Here is a 16,433-nt window from a genome sequence, read left to right on the forward strand (position 1 = left end):
TTCTTCTTTCTGGGTGCAGCGGTCGCTGGGGGCTAGTGGGCCACGGCGGCGGCGCCGTGTTCGTCGATCAGGGCGCCGGTCTCGAAGCGTTCCAGCGCGAACGGCGCGTTGAGCTCGTGCGGTGTCCCGGTGGCGATGGTGTGGGCGAACGTGTAGCCCGCGGACGGGGTGCCCTTGAAGCCACCCGTACCCCAGCCACAGTTCACGAACATGTTCTCCACCGGGGTGGTTCCCACGATCGGCGACGCATCCAGGGTGGTGTCCACGACGCCGCCCCAGGTCCGGAGCACGTGTGCCCGGGCGAAGATGGGGAACAGCTCGACGGCGGCCGCCATCTGGTGCTCGATCACGTGGAAGGAACCACGCTGGCCGTAGCCGTTGTAGGCATCCACGCCGGCGCCCATGACGAGCTCGCCCTTGTGGGCCTGGGACACGTAGACGTGCACGTGGTTGGACATGACCACGGTGGGGTGCACCGGCTCGTGCAGTTCCGAGACCAGGGCCTGGAGGGGGTGGGACTGGATGGGGAGCCGGAAGCCCGCCATCTCCGCCAGCACCGAGCTGTGGCCGGCCGCGCAGAGTCCCACCTTCTCGGTGTTGATGGTCCCGCGATTGGTCCTGACGCCGGTCACCCTGTTGCCGTCCTTGACGAAGCCGGTGACCTCGCAGTTCTGGATGATGTCGACGCCCATTTCGTCGCACTTGCGCGCGAAGGCCCAGGCAACGTGGTCATGCTTGGCGATACCGGCACGGGGCTGGTACGTGGCGCCCATGACCGGGTACCTGATGTTGTCGCTGATGTTCAGGATGGGACACAGTTCCTTGACCTGCTCCGGATCCAGCCATTCGGCGTCGACCCCGTTGAGCTGGTTCGCGCCCACCCGGCGCATGCTCTCCCGCACGTCGCCGAGGGTGTGTGCCAGGTTCATGACACCGCGCTGGCTGAAGAGGAAGTCGTACTCCAGCTCCTCGGGCAGGGCCTCCCAGAGCTTCAGCGAATGCTCGTACATCGCGGCACTTTCGTCCCACAGGTAGTTCGAGCGGATGATCGTGGTGTTGCGCGCCATGTTCCCGCCGGCGAGCCAGCCCTTCTCCAGGACGGCGATGTTCGTCATCCCGTGGTTCTTCGCCAGGAAGTACGCGGTGGCCAGGCCATGACCGCCACCACCGACGATGATCGCATCGTAGGAGGGCTTGGGGTCCGGGTTGTGCCAGAGGAAGTCCGGGTGCTCCGGAAGCTTGTCGGCCATGGTCTTAGGCTCCGATCGGTGTTGAGAGTGGCGCGAGGTCGGGGTACAGCGGGTGTTCCTGGGCCAGGGCGAGGACACGGTCCCGCAGGTCGTCGAGGACGGCGGCGTCGGCCGGTCCCTGCTGCGTTCCGGCCACGAGGGTCAGGGCGATGATGTCCGCGACCTCCGCGAAGGCCTCCGTGCCGAAACCGCGCGTCGCGAGGGCCGGCGTGCCGATGCGCAGGCCCGAGGTGACCATCGGCGGACGCGGGTCGAACGGAACCGCGTTGCGGTTCACGGTGATGTCGATCGAGGCGAGTAGATCCTCTCCCTGCTGCCCGTCCAGCTCGGAGTTCCGCAGGTCCACGAGCACCAGGTGCACGTCGGTGCCTCCGGTCAGGACACTGATACCGCGCTCGGCGACGTCCTCGCGCCCCAGCCGTTCGGCCAGGATGCGCGCTCCTTCGAGGGTGCGCTCCTGCCGCTCCCGGAACTCGTCGGTCGCAGCGATCCTGAAGGCGACGGCCTTGCCCGCTATGACGTGCTCCAGCGGTCCGCCCTGCTGGCCCGGGAAAACGGCGGAGTTGATCTTCTTCGCGATGTCGGCGTCGTTGGACAGGATGATCCCGCCGCGTGGACCTGCGAGCGTCTTGTGCGTCGTCGAGGTCACCACGTGGGCGTGCGGCATCGGCGAGGGGTGCAGTCCGGCGGCGACGAGACCCGCGAAGTGTGCCATGTCCACCATGAGATAGGCACCGACCAGATCCGCGATGCGCCGGAACTCCGCGAAGTCCAGCCGGCGGGGATAGGCGGACCACCCGGCGATGATCAGCTTCGGCTGGTGCTCCAGTGCCAGCCGCTCGACCTCTGCCATGTCGACGAGATACGACTCCGGGTCCACCCCGTACGCGGCGACATCGTAGAGTCGGCCCGAGAAATTGATCTTCATGCCGTGGGTCAGGTGACCGCCGTGGGCCAGGTTGAGGCCGAGGATGGTGTCACCCGGCCTGATCAGAGCGTGCATCACGGAGGCGTTGGCCTGTGCCCCGGAGTGGGGCTGGACGTTGGCGAAGCCGGCACCGAAGAGATCCTTCACCCGGTCTATGGCCAGTTGCTCGATGACGTCGACGTGCTCGCAGCCGCCGTAGTACCGGCGTCCGGGGTAGCCCTCCGCGTACTTGTTCGTCAGGACCGATCCCTGGGCCTGCATGATCGCCTGCGCCGTGTGGTTCTCCGAGGCGATCATCTCGAGCCCCTCGCGCTGGCGGCCGAGCTCCGCGTCGATGCGTTCGGCGACCTCGGGGTCCAGCCGGGCGAGATCGGCAGTCAACGAGGCCGAGGCGATCTGCTCATGGGCGCCCTGCGACGCCGCTGCCCTGTCTGCCTCCGTCGTTCCGGGGCCGTCAGTGTGGTCCATTGTTCTCTGCGTCATCGAGCGCACCTGTCCTTTCCGTCGACAACTGATATATCAGTTGCGATTCACTGTAGGGCGGAAGTCCCGCTTCGTCAACGGATCTCCTGCGAACTGCCCGACCGCCACCTCGGAGCAGAGCGGAAGCGTTCGTGCGAGATCCGGCAGTTGCCCCTTGACTGTGATCCCCACCACTGTACGATCTGTGAAACAACGTTGCAATAGCCGCAACATCCGACCCGCGTCGATCCCGGTTCTGATCGAGCGCAATCTCCGCAGCCGACGACGTGCGGCCGCCCAATGAAAGGGATGCTGGCATGTCCATCCATGACCGATCGGATTCCGCCCGAGCGGCGACGCCGAACAATGGTGCTGCCACCGGCGGCAGCACGTCGATGTCGACGAAGGCCGAGCAAGGCGACGGCGCGAGGCCACCGCGCACGGTCGATCTGCCGCGCTTCCGCGGGCGTCTGATCCCCCCGGTCGACCGGGCGATCATCAAGATCCTTCCTCCCCTGCTCATCATCGGTCTCGTCATCGCCGTGACCGTCAATCCTGATGGAGCCGCGAATGTGATCAGCGAGCTGCGCACCTTCGTCACCTCCGGATTCACCTGGCTGTTCGTCATCTACTCGCTCATCGCCCTCGCCGTGTGTGCCTGGCTGGCCTTCAGCCGCGTCGGCAAGGTCCGGCTCGGCGGACCCCGGGCCAAGCCGGAGCACGGTAATTTCGCCTGGTACTCCATGCTGTTCGCCTGTGGTCAGGGCATCGGCCTGATCTTCTGGTCCGTGGCGGAGCCGATCATGTTGCGGGACGAGAGCCCGGTCATCGCTCCGCAGGCCGATGCGTCGGGAGGCGGGATCGTCTGGTCCTACTTCCACTGGGGCCTCACGGCCTGGGCCATGTACTGCGTCGTGGCCGTGTGCCTGGCGTATTCACACCACAACCTGGGGAAGACCCTGACCTTCAGGGAAGCCACGGTGGACATCCTGCCGAAGAAGACCCAGCGCGGCGCCGGCGTGATCGTCGAGCTGCTCGCGATCATCGCGACGGTGCTGGGGCTGGCGACGTCGTTCGGCTTCGCCGCCCTGCAGTTCACCTCCGGCCTGTCGTCCTTCACCGGCCTCGCAGCCGGTCCCGGGCTGTGGATCGCCGTCATCGTCGGCCTGGGAGGCCTGACGGCCATCTCCGCCTTCCTCGGTGTCAACAAGGGAATGAAGCGGATCAGTGAGGCGAATTCCATCCTGAGCATCGTCCTGATGGCTGCCGTCTTCGTCTTCGGACCGACCATCTACATCATCTCCAACATCTCGGAGACCTTCGGCTCGTTCTTCTACAACTTCATCCCGATGAGCTTCTGGACGGACGCGCCCGCATCGGCAGCTCCGATCGAGAGCTGGCAGGACAGCTGGAACGGCTGGTGGACGGTCTTCATCTGGTGCTGGGTCATCGCCTTCTCGCCCTTCGTCGCCGGCTTCATCGCCCGGATCTCGCGCGGCAGGACCATCCGTGAATTCGTGATCGGGGTGACCGTCATCCCTTCGCTGATCGTCATGATCTGGATCGGGATCCTCGGCTCGGCCGCCGTCTACTACGACGACCAGACGAACCGCTCCATCTCGGAGGACGTCGCCGCCGATACCTCGAGCGGATTGTTCGCGATGCTCGGCATGGTCCCCGTCGTCGGCGGCCTGCTCCTGGTCGTCGCGACCATCCTGGTGGCGACCTACTACGTCACGAGCCTCGATTCCGGCACCTATGCACTGGCGGAATTCGTCTCCGCCCCGAACAAGTCGGGCCCCTGGTTCAGGGTCATCCTGGTCGCCAGTATCGCCGCCGTGGCCCTGATCCTGCTCTCCATCGGCGGGACGGCCGTGGTGGACACGGTGCAGACCGGTACCATCATCGGCGCCTTCCCCTTCTCCTTCGTCATCCTGCTCATGATCGCCAATCTCATCCGGCGGCTACGCAAGCGCAACAAGGAGGTCAAGAGGCTCGAGAAGGAGGTCAACGACCCCGCGTACCGCCCGGAGGACGACCAGCTCGACGCCGACGGCCTGCCGGTGGCGCACCGCACGGAGCACTAGCTGCACTCAGCGCGCAGCGCCGTACCGCGGCGCTGCGCACCCCACCCACAGCCCCATGACCCACCCCAGGAGGCCCGCCATACACGCGGAAGCAGAAACAGAAGCAGAAGCAGACCAGGGCAGCGTCCAGCTGGCCGACATGGACGCCCACACCTTCAGGGACTGGCTGGCTCGCGATCCGGGGCCCGTTCTGGTTCCCGTCGGGGCCCTGGAACAGCACGGACCCCATCTGCCCATGGGTACCGATGCCTTCCTGTCCACCGCGATCGCCGGCTCGGTGGCCCGGCGGACAGGAGGGCTGGTGGCCCAGCCATTCACCTACGGCTACAAGTCGCAGCAGAAGTCGGGCGGTGGAGATCATCTACCCGGCACCACGAGCCTCGATGCTGCTGCGCTCATCCATCTGACGCGCAGCGTGACCGTTTCGCTGTTCCGGCAGGGTGTCCGCCGGATCGTCTTCGTCAACGGGCACTTCGAGAACTACCAGTTCCTCTACGAGGGCATCGATCTTGCGCTCGACGGGCTGGGTATCAGGAGCGGGGATGATCGCAGTGTGCTCCTCCTGTCCTACTGGGACTACGTTTCCGACGACACGCTCCGGAAGGTCTACCCCGACGGATTCCCGGGGTGGGCCATCGAACACGGTGGGGTTCTCGAGACTTCTCTCATGCTGCACCTCAGGCCATCGCTGGTCGGGCTGGATCGCGCTGTGGACCATCCACCGGCAGACCTTCCGCGTTTCGATCGGCTGCCCGTGGTCCCTGAGCGCACTCCCGAGTCGGGCTGCCTGTCAGCGCCGGCGGGCTCCGATGCCGTCAAGGGCAGGCTCCTGTTCGATCAGGTCGTGGAGGATCTCTCGACCGACATCCGTGTGGAGTTCGGCCTCGAGACGTCGAACCATACGGAAAAGGCTTGACTTTGCTCGTGTGACGTTCAATACTCCAAACAACAGTGTTGCAGCTCACGCAACATACCACCGAGCCGCATCTCCTGCGCCTCATGTGAACAACCCAGGAAGGGCCTCTCCCATGACAACCACCGATGACCAGAACGTCTCCGACGTCACGAAACTCGAGCGCCTCAAGACCCTGCACAACGGCGAGAAGGTCCCGCTCACCTTCTCCGACGCGGAGTTCGAGCGGCGACTGGGTGGACTCCGCCGCATCATGTCCGAGAAGGACCTGGACGCCGTGGTCCTGACCAGCTACCACTCGATCAAGTACTACTCCGACTTCCTCTTCACCTATTTCGGGCGCTCGTACGCGATGGTGGTCACGGCCGACGACACCGTGACCATCACGGCGAACATCGACGCCGGGATGCCCTGGCGACGCAGCTTCGGCGACAACCTCGTGTACACGGACTGGCGACGCGACAACTACATCCACGCGATCCAGGAATCACTGCGGACCCGGGGGGTGAACGTCCGCCGCCTCGGCGTCGAGGACGACACCCTGCCGCTGGACAGCCGGAACAAGATCCAGGCGGCTTTCGAGAATGCAACCCTCGTCGATGTGGCCCAGGCAGCCATGCGTCAGCGCATGATCAAGTCAGCGGAGGAGATCGAGGTCATCAAGCATGGCGCACGGATCGGCGACCTCGGCGGGGAAGCCATCCGTAACGCCATCACCGGTGGCATCAGCGAGTACGAGGTGGCGCTCATCGGCACCGAGGCCATGGTGCACGAGATCGCGCGGACCTTCCCGGACTCCGAGATCCGTGACACCTGGGTGTGGTTCCAGTCGGGCATCAACACCGACGGAGCACACAACTGGGCGACCACCCGGAAGATCCAGGAGCACGACATCCTGTCCCTGAACTGCTTCCCGATGACCTCCGGGTACTACACCGCCCTCGAGCGCACCCTGTTCTACGGGGAGCCGGACGCACGGTCGCTCGAGCTGTGGAACATCAACGTCGAGGTCCACAAGCGCGGTCTGGAGCTCATCAAGCCCGGCGCAGTCTGCAAGGACATCGCGGCCGAGCTCAACGAGATCTTCGTCGGTCACGGGCTGCTGGCGAACCGGACGTTCGGCTACGGACACTCGTTCGGCGTGCTCAGCCACTACTACGGTCGTGAGGCCGGTCTGGAGCTGCGCGAGGACATCGACACCGTCCTGGAGCCGGGAATGGTCGTTTCGATGGAGCCGATGATCACGGTACTCGACGGCCAGCCCGGGGCAGGCGGGTACCGTGAGCACGACATCCTGGTTGTCGGCGAGGACGGCTCGGAGAACATCACGAAGTTCCCGTTCGGACCCGAGCACAACATCGTCGGCGCCTGAGCACGGGCTGAGTGAGGGGGCACGGCATCGGAGGCCGTGGCCCCCTCACCCGTCCAGCGGGCTGCACCCGCTCCACCACACGGTAAGCTGAGGCCCACCGGTGGTCACGACTTCAGGCCTCGGACCAGTGGGACGCAACTATCGGTGACGGGACAATGAGCGGTACGAGCACGATGACGGGCGAGGACGTGTCGCTGGCCGAGCGCGCATACGGGATCCTGCGCGACCGGCTGATCATGCTGGACATCGCTCCGGGGGAACCCATCAACGAGGCCCGGGTGGCTGCGGAACTCGGGTTCGGCAGGACCCCCCTTCGCGAAGCGCTCAAACGGCTCGAGACGGACCATCTGGTCATTTCCTACCCGCGCAGGGGGACCTTCGCCACGATCGTGGACATCACCGATCTCGCCGCAATCTCGGAGGTACGCCAGGTACTGGAGCCATTGGCCGCGCGCAGGGCTGCGTCGAACGGCAATCCCGGCATCCGTGTCGAGCTGGAAGAGGTCGTGTCGGCGATCAAGTCGATGGACATCGGTCAGGACCGGAACGAGCTCATGAGGTACGACCTCGAGGTGCACCGCCTGATCTACCGCGCGGCCGGCAATCATCACCTCGAGGAGTCCCTGATCCGGCTGGACAATCTGGCAACCCGCATCTGGTGCCTGGTCCTGAATCGCCTGCCCTCCATCGCGGGGCATATCGCAGAGCACGTGGACCTGCTTCGCGCCATCCTCGCCGGCGACGCGGAGCAGGCCGCTGCCCTGGCCGCGAACCATGTCACACATTTCGAGCGGACAGTGCGAACCGTCCTCTGAGGCGTCCCGCATTTGCGATGATGGAGCACACATGACCTCAGTAGAACAGTCCGACGCCGCGGCCCGGGAGCCGAAAAGCGCCTCCGTCATCATCAACGCCATCGCAGTGCTGCGCACCTTCACCGCGGACGAGCCGCTTCTCGGAGTGACCGAGATCGCGAGCAGGGTAGGGCTGCACAAGAGTACGGTCTCGAGGATCCTGGCGACCTTCGAACAGGAACACCTCGTGGAACGCGACGCCGAGACACGCAGATTCCGCCTCGGGCTGGGCCTGATCGCTGTCGCCGGTCCGCTGCTGGCCGATCTGGAGGAACGGCAGGTGGCTCATCCCGTGCTGCGTGCACTGGCCGAGCAGACGGGAGAGACGAGCGCGCTCATGGTGTGGAGCGACGACCAGTCCATGTGCGTGGAGCAGATCCCGAGCCACCATCAGATCAAGCACAGCACGCCCCTGGGAACCAGATACAAGGATGCCATGAGCGCCTCGGTGCAGGTCTTCCTGTCGGCGGCACCCACGGAGGACGTCGTGTCCCTGCTGCGCAACGGGTCGATCACCTATCCGGAGCTCGACGACACCGCACTCGATGCCTATCTACTCCGCCTGGAGGAGAACCGCCTCCGGGGCTGGGCGAGCAACTACGGTGAGACCTCGACCGACGAAGTCGGTGTGGCGGCCCCGGTCCACGATCATCGCGGGCACCTCGTGGCAGCGGTCCTGATCCCGGCACCGCGCTTCCGTGTGGATCCTGACCGGCTGCAGGATCTCGGAGCTGCCTGTTCGGCTGCCGCGCAGCAGGTCACCGCACGCCTGGGCGGCAAGGCCCCCGGCGCTCCGCACATCGACGATCCGGAGATCGACCGCGTAAGAGGCCGATGACGGCGTCGCCGCCGCGCCATACGGCAGCACGCTGATGAGGGCTGGAGCAGGCGTTCACCGGGTTCCCGTGGCCTCGTACCGGCCGGATGCCGGAGCTGCCCGCGGAATCCAGTACCAGAGGATGGCTGCACCGAGGAAGCCGAGAACCGCCGTCGCCCAGATGCCCGCCGAGAGCGTGGCCACTGCGGTGACCACCGAGAGCAGCGCCGGTCCGCCCATAGTTCCTACGTCCGTGAGCAGGCGCCAGATTCCGAGGAACCGTGCCCTTCCGGGCGACGGCGAGAAATCCGCTCCGAGTGTCATGACGATGCCCGATCCGATGCCATTGCCCAGGCCGATGAGCAGTGCCACGAGCAGCAGGCCCACGGCATCCGCGGCGAACGGCAGGAGGATGAGCGCACTGGCCATGATGACCATGCACGGCACAGCAACCCAGCGGCGCCCCCTGGCATCCATGACCATGCCCGCCGGATAGAAGACGAGCATGTCGATGGCGCCGGAGACGCCGTAGATGAGCGCCGTTGCCGAGCCTTCCAGGCCGATGTTCTCCGCCCAGAGCGGCAGCACTGCCTGCCGCGTGGCCCGCACGGCTGCGATGAGCAGCACTCCTGCTCCGACGGTGAGGAAGACACGCGCATGAGAGCGCAAGAGAGACCGTACGGTGGGCGCGGCCGGAGCTGACAGCACTGCTCCGAGCGACGACGCCGCCGCTCGCCCCGGCATGCCGAGTTCGGGGACGCGCCGGCTGAGGGCTGCCGCAGCCAGGCCGGCCACTGCTCCCACCCAGTAGGCGCCGTGCAGCCCCAGCTCACGCATCGCGACTGCGGCCAGGAACGGACCCGCGAACACGCCGATCCGCGTCACGCCTCCGAGAGTCGACAGCGCCCGGGCACGGAACCGGTGCGGAACCGCCTCGGTGAGATAGCTCTGCCGGGCGAGGCCGAAGACCGCCCCTGCCATCCCGACCATGAAGACGGCGCCCGCGAAGACCGGCAGGCTCGGCGCGGCAAGCGCGAGGAACATCGCCGCGGACAACCACAGAGCCGCCCCGACGAGGGCCCGGCGCTCGCCGAACCGGATGGTGAGCACGGTAGCTGGGATGTTGGTGAGCAGGGATCCGACCCCCGAGAGCGCGACGACCAGGGCTGCCGTGGCGATGTCCGCGCCGAGGTCGCGTGCGGTGAGCGCGATCACCGGGAGGATGGCGCCGGTGGCGACCCCGTACAGCAGCGATGGCCCGTAGGCTCCCACCGCGATCGCTCGGAGGTCGAACGGTTCCTTCGGCACGGTTTCAGCGTAGTAGTACGACTCCGGCGCCGACCATCCTGTCTTCCTGCCCGTCAGAGCTGGGCGAGCAGCAGCCCGATCGTCAGCCCGAGCCCGGCCGTCAGGAGCGCAGCAAGAGCGGTTCCCGCGCCGGAGAGCAGGGCCGCGGAGACCCGACCTGCCTGGAGGAGGCGTACGGTCTCGGTGCTCGCGGTGCTGAACGTGGTGTAGCCACCGAGGAAACCCGTGCCGGCCACGAGCGTCCATGGCGCCGGCAGTGCAGCTATGAGAATGAAGCCGGTGACGATCCCGAGCAGGAACGAGCCGCTGATGTTGACGGCGATGGTGCCGACGTTGAGCTCGCTCGACGCGCGGGAGCCGACGGCGTCGTCGAGCACGAAGCGCACAACCGATCCGAGTCCACCCGCCACGCCGAGCACGAGCACCAGAGCCGGGCTCATGACGCCGTCCCCGTCGATGAGCCGGCCGTCGACCCCGGCTGCCTCCGCGCACGGCCACCGACGGCGATGCCTGCTGCGCTCGCTGCGAGACCCACGACCACCGTGCCGACCAGGTAGCCGATGCCCTCGAGCACGCGCCCGGTTCCCAGCAGCAGTACGGAATCGACCGCCAGAGCGCTGTACGTGGTGAAGCCACCGAGGAACCCGGTGCCGACCAGCAGCCGTACCGACCGACGCCGTCCCTCGTCCGGCCCCCGGTGCACGAGCGCCTCGACGAGAAGGCCCAGCAGGAAGGCGCCCGTGAGGTTGATCAGCAGGATTCCCAGTGGCAGACCCGTAGGCGTGGGCAGCAGCTCGGCAACGGCGAAGCGAGCAACGGTGCCGCCCGTGCCGCCGATGAACACCAGGAGGAGATCGACGCTCCTGCGGGAATCCGGCGCCCCCTCGGTCGACTGGACGTCCGGCGGCTCGCTCATCAACCTACATTTGCATGCCTGCCGGCGGCGCGCCAGAACGCTATGCCGATGCGATCACAAACCGGTAACAGGAAGGTAATATCGTGATCCGGAGCACAATGGCGTGGAGGAGCAACAATGAGTCATCAGTCCGGAGAAGTGGCGGCCGGAGGGAACGCGGTCCTCGAGGACGGCGGGTCTGCTCGTCCCGCCGGCAGGGTGTGGCTGCTGCGCGGGATCGGCGTCGTCGTCGCGCTGGGCGTCTACTTCCTTCTGGGCGGTTCCGACCTGTCCACCGATGGACGCGTCGTGGCGGCGATCGCGGCCCTCATGGCCGTCTGGTGGATGACGGAGGCGCTGCCACTGTCGGTCACCTCCCTGCTGCCGATCGTGCTGCTACCGATGCTCACTGCCATCCCGGTCGCGGATGCCACGGCACCGTACGCCAACCCGATCGTCTTCCTCTTCCTCGGTGGCTTCCTGATCGCCATCGCCATGCAGAAGTGGAATCTTCACCGGCGCATCGCACTGCTCACGCTCCGGCGTGTGGGGACGCACCCACGGCGCATCATCCTCGGGCTGATGATCTCCACCGCATTCCTGTCCATGTGGGTCTCCAATACGGCCACGACGCTGATGATGCTACCCATCGCGCTCAGTGTGCTCACGCTCGTGGTCGAGAACAGCCGCGGTGCCAACGCCGTGGAGGGGAAGACCGGCGCTGATCTCGCTGCGGGCAAGGCCATCAGCAATGTGGTGGACGACAAGCAGATCCGTGTCTTCGGTGTTGCACTCGTCCTGTCCGTCGCATGGGCTGCAACCATCGGCGGGCTCGGAACCCTCCTCGGTAGCCCCCCGAATGCCATCGTCGCCGGCTATATCAGTACCGAACTCGGGGAGGACATCGGCTTCGTCCAGTGGATGCTGCTCGGCGTTCCCATCGTGATCGTGTTCATCGGGCTTGCCTGGCTGCTCATCACGCGTGTCATTTTCAGGTTCTCGCTCGAGGAGATCCCGGGTGGCAAGGAACTGATCGACACGGAGATCAGCAAGCTCGGGCGAATGAGCCAGGGTGAGAAGACCGTCCTCGTGGTCTTCTGCAGCGCCGCGTTCCTCTGGATCGTTCCCGGACTCGTCTCCAACATCGGTGCGGTCAGCGAGACGCTTCCCTGGCTCGGTGAGTTCGACGACACCGTGATAGCCATCGGGGCAGGGATCGTTCTCTTCCTGCTTCCCGCGGACAGGGCCGGTAGCATGACGCTGATCTGGAAGGACGCCGAGGAGGGACTGCCCTGGGGTGTGCTCCTCCTGTTCGGTGGCGGCCTTTCGCTGGCCGGAGCCGTGGCGGCCACCGGTCTCGACGCCTGGTTCGGTGAGCGCGTGAGCGGGCTCGGCGCACTGCCGATCGTCCTGCTGCTCGCCGTCGTCGTCACGATTGTCCTGCTCCTGACCGAGATCACGAGCAACACGGCGACCGCTGCCACGTTCATCCCGATCCTCGGCGGCGTCGCGGTCGGCATCGGCCTGGACCCGCAGACACTCCTCATTCCCGCCGCACTGGCGGCAACCTGCGCCTTCATGCTTCCCGTCGGGACGCCGCCCAATGCCATCGTGTATGCGACCGGCAACGTGAAGATCTCGGAAATGGTGCGCGGCGGTATTGTCCTCAATATCGTCGGCGTCATCCTCATCACCATGTTCACCGTCCTGATCGGCCCGTTCGCCCTCGGACTGGTCATCTGAGGTTCGCCTCGCACTACGGACCGGAGGTACCGATGACGACGGCGGGCACAGTAGAGCACTCGGAGCCTGTACGGCACGTTCTCGAGCACTGCGAGATCTTCGATCATCATCAGTGGCTGGAAGTCGTCCTCAGTGCACACCACGACGTGACCGACAGGGACCTGAGTGTCTTCCGGTCCGGGCTGGATGCCGTGGCCGGCTGGCGATCGAAGCCGATGCTGATCCACATGCAATCCCTACGGGGTGTCAGCCTGGAAGGCCGGGAACGCATCGGTCGCTACAGACACCCGACCCCGATCGCCGTCGTGGGAACGGGGCCGGTGGATGAGATCATCGCGAGTTTCACCCTCCGCTCCCCCAGCTCCACCAGGTACTTCTCCGATCGCGTCGAGGCGCTTCTGTGGCTGGGTATCGCCGCTGCCTGAGAGCCCGGGCAGCCGTGGCACGCAGCAGATGACAATGGCAGGTATGAGGTTTTTCTCCGACCCGGTACTCCAGGCGATGGCAACCCGGCGCTCGGTGTCCAAGGTGGGTCCCGGGACCCCCACCGACGCCGAACTGCTCGAACTCCTGGCGGCAGTCACTCCTGTCGCGGATCACAAGGCGCTACGCCCCTGGCGGCTCATCGTCCTGCGCGGCGGTGATCGGAAGCGACTCGGGGAAGCACTGGACGAGGCGGCCGGGGTCGTGCGCGAGGAGGGGGACTACAACCGCAAGCCCTTCCGCGCAGAACTACTCATAGCTGTTGTTGCGAGTCCGAAGGAGCACCCGAAGGTTCCGGCGTGGGAGCAGCACGCGACCGCAGCAGGAGCGGCGCATCTGCTCGAGCTCGCACTGTGGCAGGCCGGGTGGGGCGTCATGTGGCGCACCGGTCTGCTGACGAACAGCCCGGCGGTTCGCTCAGTGCATGGCCTGGCGGCCCATGAGGAGCTGAAGGGCTGGCTGTATGTGGGTACCATCGACGAGTCCTTCCGTGCCCGCCTGCTCCGATCGAACCGACCGGCGCTGGACCCGCGTCAGTTCCTCGGCCACTTCCCGCAGGAGGACTCGATCGACTGACCAGCGGCCATCCCTCCGAGCGCCGACCAAGGGCCGGCACCTGGGCTGTCAAGTCAGGGGGAGCAGGAACATGACGAGCGGACCTGTGGCATGCGCCGGTTACGATAGTGGTTCGTGCCGGTCCTGGGGTGACCGCATCAAGTTCAGCAGCGAGCTTGTCCATTTTCTGGTCTCAGCAGACAGGACACGTTCTTGTGCTCAATTCCCTCGCGCCCGTCGACCCCGACCACACCACCTGCTCCGAGCACACCAGCTATCGGACGGTGGAATCCCAGCATCGGACGGAGTGTCCGTGGAAACGCACTCTGGACGACCTGAACCGCTTCCACTCCCGTCATGGACGCACTCCTACCTGGATCCGACCGGTATACCCCGGAGAGGACCGGCTGGCCAGGTGGTGGCACCGACAGCTCGCCGCTGCCTACGGGCACGAGCTCACGGCGGAGCAGGTCCGGCTCCTCGACACACTCTTCAGCGAGGACGAGACATAGATCCTCGGCACACCGTCACGGAGGATCCGCCCACTGAGTGGCTACGGTGAAGCTGTTCGCACGGTTCGCGGTGGTCGCGGTGAATGATGCGGCGGACAGGACCGATGCGCTGATCACCACGAGAACTGCCATGACAGCGATCGCGGCGAGAAACGTCAGCCCCGCCCAGAGCGCCAGCAGTGAGAGCCTCCCGGTGCCCAGCCACAGACCGGGCAGTCCGATCAGCGGGACGAGAAGCCTGCCCTGGCCCGTGATCTGCTCCCGTGTCAGCGGCGCACTGTCCACCTGGGGATTCGCGTCTCCCGAGGTGACGAATGTGCCATCCGCGTTGGCTGCGACAATCCTGTGGAGCCAGGTCGTCTCCTCCTCGCCCGGGGTGGCATGCGGGACCAGGAACTGCACCACACCGCCGACGGGGGCCGGCATGTCGGGCTCGAGTGCTTGGGCGAGAACGACATCATCACCCGCACTGATGTGCGGTTCCATGGATCCGCTCTGCACCACCGTCCCGTGCCACTCGGTCGGGTGACGGCGTGCCGACGAGTGGTGGTTGACGCAAGCACCTGAACCCTTTCGTTCATCTACACCAGCGCAGGCCACGCAGGTTCGGTCCAGGACGCCGACGGAGCCCCGTCATTCATCGGTCCGCATCTCCCACACCAGGTCGATACCGGTGCGGGCGCCCTGCAGTGCGTTCAGCTGCGCCGCATCCAGGCCTCCAGCGTTGAATTCCCACGTGATGCGGTAACTCCGCGTTGCGCTGCCCGAAGGTCTCCACGCAGAAGCTGATGAAAAACTGCGGAAATACTGGCGCGACCCGCAACGACGTCGCGAATTCCGCTCGGTTCGGGTCCACGAAAAAGGTCCCGTCCGGGGTGTACCCCGGACGGGACCTTCGTTTGCTACGTCGACCCGGCCAAGGGGGTCGGGCGAACAGGGGCCTGGATCAGGCGCGGGTGACCTCGCGGTCCCGCGTCTGGGTCTTGGCCACCGAGCGTGAGCCCGCGAGTCCGGTGAGCGAGGAGATGACCGCCCCGATCAGCAGCCCGAAGAAGGCCCACAGCGAGCCGGTAGCAGCGTTCTCAGCAACGTTCTCGGCCTGGGGAGCGGCGTCCTCCACGGCATCCTGGACGTCCGACGCGGCCTCTGAGGCCTGGTTCTGTACTGCGTCAGGGTCGATGCTCGGAACGGCCGATGCGGCCGTCTCGGGGTTCTGCGTGACGGCGTCCGTGACGGTGGACGTCGCCGATCCGAGCAGGCTTCCTGCCGCTCCGAGGATGTTGCTCGCGAGCAGGCCTGCCAGCACCAGGGCGGTGACGAGCGAGGTGGCCCACGTCAGGAACCCGTGGATGAGGCCTGCGCGACCTGCCAGCACACCCGCGACATATCCTGCGGCGGCCAGTGCGATCGCCAGGGTGACGATCGTGGAGATCCCTGTAGCGATGCCGACGCCTTCCCCTGGGTTGTTCGAGTCCAGATCAGCAAGGCCCAGTCCCAGGGTTGCCGTGATCAGGGAGAGCAGGATGGTCAGTGCCAGGAAGGTGACGACGCCGGCGATGACGGCGCCCCAGGAGATGTTCCTCACATCCCCCGTACGATTGTCGCCCACGACATCCCGCCGCACGGGCGGCTTCGAATCGTGGTGGTCATCGGGAGTGTGGCTACCGGTGTCGTAGTCGGTGGTCGTCGTCGTCTTGGGAACCCGAGCGCCCGCGGGCTGCCCGGGATTGTTGTTGGTCGACATTCTTGTCTCCTATTAGTTGATCTGCCTGGTTTGCTTTGCCTGCTTGGCTTCGCCCAGGAAGGCGAAAGGTGAACCGGATATCGATGCTGCTTCAGTACCTACGGTACAAGCAGTAGGTCATCCGTTCCCAGATCTCGCTGGATCTCACGTGGAGCCCGCATTCCGCCGCCACCACGGATCCAGGAGATGGAAAGTACCCTGAGTATCGAGCCTGCCCTATGACAGCCTCGCACGTCAAAGATCTTCTGGCGGCGAGGCACCGGTGGCAACGGGAGCAGAAAGATGCTGTGACGGCTCGATCGGTGCGGAAACAGTTCCATGCGTCATCGCATTCATGCCCTACTGGGGGGATGCAGCGCTGACGGTCTCGAGGTAGGACTGCTCCTGCCGTTGCTCTTGCTCGGTAACGAACCCATTGCGTTGGCCTGCAGGATGCCTGTGAACTTCGCGCTCAACTTGTTCCCGAACCATCAGTGCACTTACCGTTGAAGGGTACTACGCCGGATTTTT

Annotated in this window: 16 protein-coding genes; 9 read left to right on the forward strand and 7 right to left on the reverse strand. The window is 65.8% G+C overall.

Going from position 1 to position 16,433, the window contains the following annotated elements:
- Positions 1-32 precede the first annotated feature (32 nt).
- On the reverse strand, positions 33-1,250 hold the full coding sequence (locus E8P82_RS08825; RefSeq protein ID WP_136454123.1) for a sarcosine oxidase subunit beta family protein: 1,218 nt from the start codon (positions 1,248-1,250) through the stop codon (positions 33-35).
- A gap of 4 nt (positions 1,251-1,254) precedes the next feature.
- On the reverse strand, positions 1,255-2,661 hold the full coding sequence (glyA, locus tag E8P82_RS08830; RefSeq protein WP_425456015.1) for a serine hydroxymethyltransferase: 1,407 nt from the start codon (positions 2,659-2,661) through the stop codon (positions 1,255-1,257).
- A gap of 296 nt (positions 2,662-2,957) precedes the next feature.
- On the opposite strand from glyA, the gene E8P82_RS08835 reads away from it, so the two are divergent.
- The 5 genes from E8P82_RS08835 (at position 2,958) to E8P82_RS08855 (ending at position 8,704) form a co-directional block, all read left to right on the forward strand.
- A complete protein-coding gene (locus E8P82_RS08835) occupies positions 2,958-4,727 on the forward strand; it encodes a BCCT family transporter (RefSeq protein ID WP_246021143.1) in 1,770 nt (589 codons plus the stop codon).
- A gap of 55 nt (positions 4,728-4,782) precedes the next feature.
- Positions 4,783-5,643: a creatininase gene (locus E8P82_RS08840; protein ID WP_211096840.1), complete on the forward strand. Its 861-nt coding sequence runs from the start codon at positions 4,783-4,785 to the stop codon at positions 5,641-5,643.
- Between the two features lie 112 nt (positions 5,644-5,755).
- Positions 5,756-7,012: an aminopeptidase P family protein gene (locus E8P82_RS08845; RefSeq protein ID WP_136454124.1), complete on the forward strand. Its 1,257-nt coding sequence runs from the start codon at positions 5,756-5,758 to the stop codon at positions 7,010-7,012.
- Positions 7,013-7,167: 155 nt separating this feature from the next.
- On the forward strand, positions 7,168-7,827 hold the full coding sequence (locus tag E8P82_RS08850) for a GntR family transcriptional regulator (RefSeq protein ID WP_136454125.1): 660 nt from the start codon (positions 7,168-7,170) through the stop codon (positions 7,825-7,827).
- A gap of 31 nt (positions 7,828-7,858) precedes the next feature.
- Entirely contained in the window at positions 7,859-8,704 is an 846-nt protein-coding gene (locus tag E8P82_RS08855; RefSeq protein ID WP_136454126.1) for an IclR family transcriptional regulator, read from the forward strand.
- Between the two features lie 54 nt (positions 8,705-8,758).
- On the opposite strand, the gene E8P82_RS08860 is transcribed toward E8P82_RS08855, so the two are convergent.
- From E8P82_RS08860 to E8P82_RS08870, 3 genes are read right to left on the reverse strand one after another with little or no spacing between them, the layout of a single operon-like run.
- Positions 8,759-9,991, reverse strand: coding sequence for an MFS transporter (locus E8P82_RS08860; protein ID WP_136454127.1), 1,233 nt, complete (start codon positions 9,989-9,991; stop codon positions 8,759-8,761).
- Positions 9,992-10,044: 53 nt separating this feature from the next.
- The gene (locus E8P82_RS08865) at positions 10,045-10,431 is read right to left on the reverse strand and encodes a fluoride efflux transporter FluC (RefSeq protein WP_136454128.1); all 387 of its coding nucleotides are present in this window, start codon (positions 10,429-10,431) and stop codon (positions 10,045-10,047) included.
- On the reverse strand, positions 10,428-10,907 hold the full coding sequence (locus E8P82_RS08870) for a fluoride efflux transporter FluC (RefSeq protein WP_136454129.1): 480 nt from the start codon (positions 10,905-10,907) through the stop codon (positions 10,428-10,430). Before E8P82_RS08870 ends, E8P82_RS08865 begins: the two co-directional genes overlap by 4 nt.
- A gap of 117 nt (positions 10,908-11,024) precedes the next feature.
- Here E8P82_RS08870 and E8P82_RS08875 point away from each other — a divergent pair, with 117 nt between their 5' ends.
- The 4 genes from E8P82_RS08875 to E8P82_RS08890 all read left to right on the forward strand — a co-directional run bounded on the left by E8P82_RS08875 (position 11,025) and on the right by E8P82_RS08890 (position 14,179).
- Positions 11,025-12,629 carry an SLC13 family permease gene (locus tag E8P82_RS08875; protein ID WP_136454130.1) on the forward strand — a complete coding sequence of 535 codons (1,605 nt, stop codon included), beginning with the start codon at positions 11,025-11,027 and terminating at the stop codon, positions 12,627-12,629.
- A gap of 32 nt (positions 12,630-12,661) precedes the next feature.
- Complete coding sequence (locus tag E8P82_RS08880) at positions 12,662-13,054, forward strand: hypothetical protein (protein ID WP_136454131.1); 393 nt, start codon at positions 12,662-12,664, stop codon at positions 13,052-13,054.
- A 43-nt stretch (positions 13,055-13,097) separates the two neighbouring features.
- A complete protein-coding gene (locus E8P82_RS08885) occupies positions 13,098-13,688 on the forward strand; it encodes a nitroreductase family protein (protein WP_136454132.1) in 591 nt (196 codons plus the stop codon).
- A 194-nt stretch (positions 13,689-13,882) separates the two neighbouring features.
- Entirely contained in the window at positions 13,883-14,179 is a 297-nt protein-coding gene (locus E8P82_RS08890) for a helicase associated domain-containing protein (RefSeq protein ID WP_136454133.1), read from the forward strand.
- A 15-nt stretch (positions 14,180-14,194) separates the two neighbouring features.
- Here the strand turns inward: E8P82_RS08890 and E8P82_RS08895 are convergent, their stop codons facing one another.
- Positions 14,195-14,665: a S24/S26 family peptidase gene (locus E8P82_RS08895; RefSeq protein ID WP_136454134.1), complete on the reverse strand. Its 471-nt coding sequence runs from the start codon at positions 14,663-14,665 to the stop codon at positions 14,195-14,197.
- 460 nt (positions 14,666-15,125) lie between these two features.
- Positions 15,126-15,923 (reverse strand): TIGR04086 family membrane protein, encoded by a 798-nt coding sequence (locus tag E8P82_RS08900; protein ID WP_136454135.1) that lies wholly within the window; start codon positions 15,921-15,923, stop codon positions 15,126-15,128.
- Between the last annotated feature and the right edge of the window lie 510 nt (positions 15,924-16,433).

Origin of the sequence: Arthrobacter echini (genome assembly GCF_004803505.1) — a bacterium.
Classification (GTDB): domain Bacteria; phylum Actinomycetota; class Actinomycetes; order Actinomycetales; family Micrococcaceae; genus Arthrobacter_D; species Arthrobacter_D echini.

Bases quoted from the DNA above. Each gene is read 5' to 3' on its own strand.
- E8P82_RS08825 (WP_136454123.1), bottom strand. From the start codon at position 1,250: ATGGCCGACAAGCTTCCGGAGCACCCGGACTTCCTCTGGCACAACCCG.
- E8P82_RS08865 (WP_136454128.1), bottom strand. From the start codon at position 10,431: ATGAGCCCGGCTCTGGTGCTCGTGCTCGGCGTGGCGGGTGGACTCGGA.
- E8P82_RS08900 (WP_136454135.1), bottom strand. From the start codon at position 15,923: ATGTCGACCAACAACAATCCCGGGCAGCCCGCGGGCGCTCGGGTTCCC.
- E8P82_RS08880 (WP_136454131.1), top strand. From the start codon at position 12,662: ATGACGACGGCGGGCACAGTAGAGCACTCGGAGCCTGTACGGCACGTT.
- E8P82_RS08835 (WP_246021143.1), top strand. From the start codon at position 2,958: ATGTCCATCCATGACCGATCGGATTCCGCCCGAGCGGCGACGCCGAAC.
- E8P82_RS08850 (WP_136454125.1), top strand. From the start codon at position 7,168: ATGAGCGGTACGAGCACGATGACGGGCGAGGACGTGTCGCTGGCCGAG.
- E8P82_RS08885 (WP_136454132.1), top strand. From the start codon at position 13,098: ATGAGGTTTTTCTCCGACCCGGTACTCCAGGCGATGGCAACCCGGCGC.
- E8P82_RS08855 (WP_136454126.1), top strand. From the start codon at position 7,859: ATGACCTCAGTAGAACAGTCCGACGCCGCGGCCCGGGAGCCGAAAAGC.
- E8P82_RS08870 (WP_136454129.1), bottom strand. From the start codon at position 10,907: ATGAGCGAGCCGCCGGACGTCCAGTCGACCGAGGGGGCGCCGGATTCC.
- glyA (WP_425456015.1), bottom strand. From the start codon at position 2,661: ATGACGCAGAGAACAATGGACCACACTGACGGCCCCGGAACGACGGAG.
- E8P82_RS08840 (WP_211096840.1), top strand. From the start codon at position 4,783: ATGACCCACCCCAGGAGGCCCGCCATACACGCGGAAGCAGAAACAGAA.
- E8P82_RS08895 (WP_136454134.1), bottom strand. From the start codon at position 14,665: ATGGAACCGCACATCAGTGCGGGTGATGATGTCGTTCTCGCCCAAGCA.
- E8P82_RS08845 (WP_136454124.1), top strand. From the start codon at position 5,756: ATGACAACCACCGATGACCAGAACGTCTCCGACGTCACGAAACTCGAG.
- E8P82_RS08875 (WP_136454130.1), top strand. From the start codon at position 11,025: ATGAGTCATCAGTCCGGAGAAGTGGCGGCCGGAGGGAACGCGGTCCTC.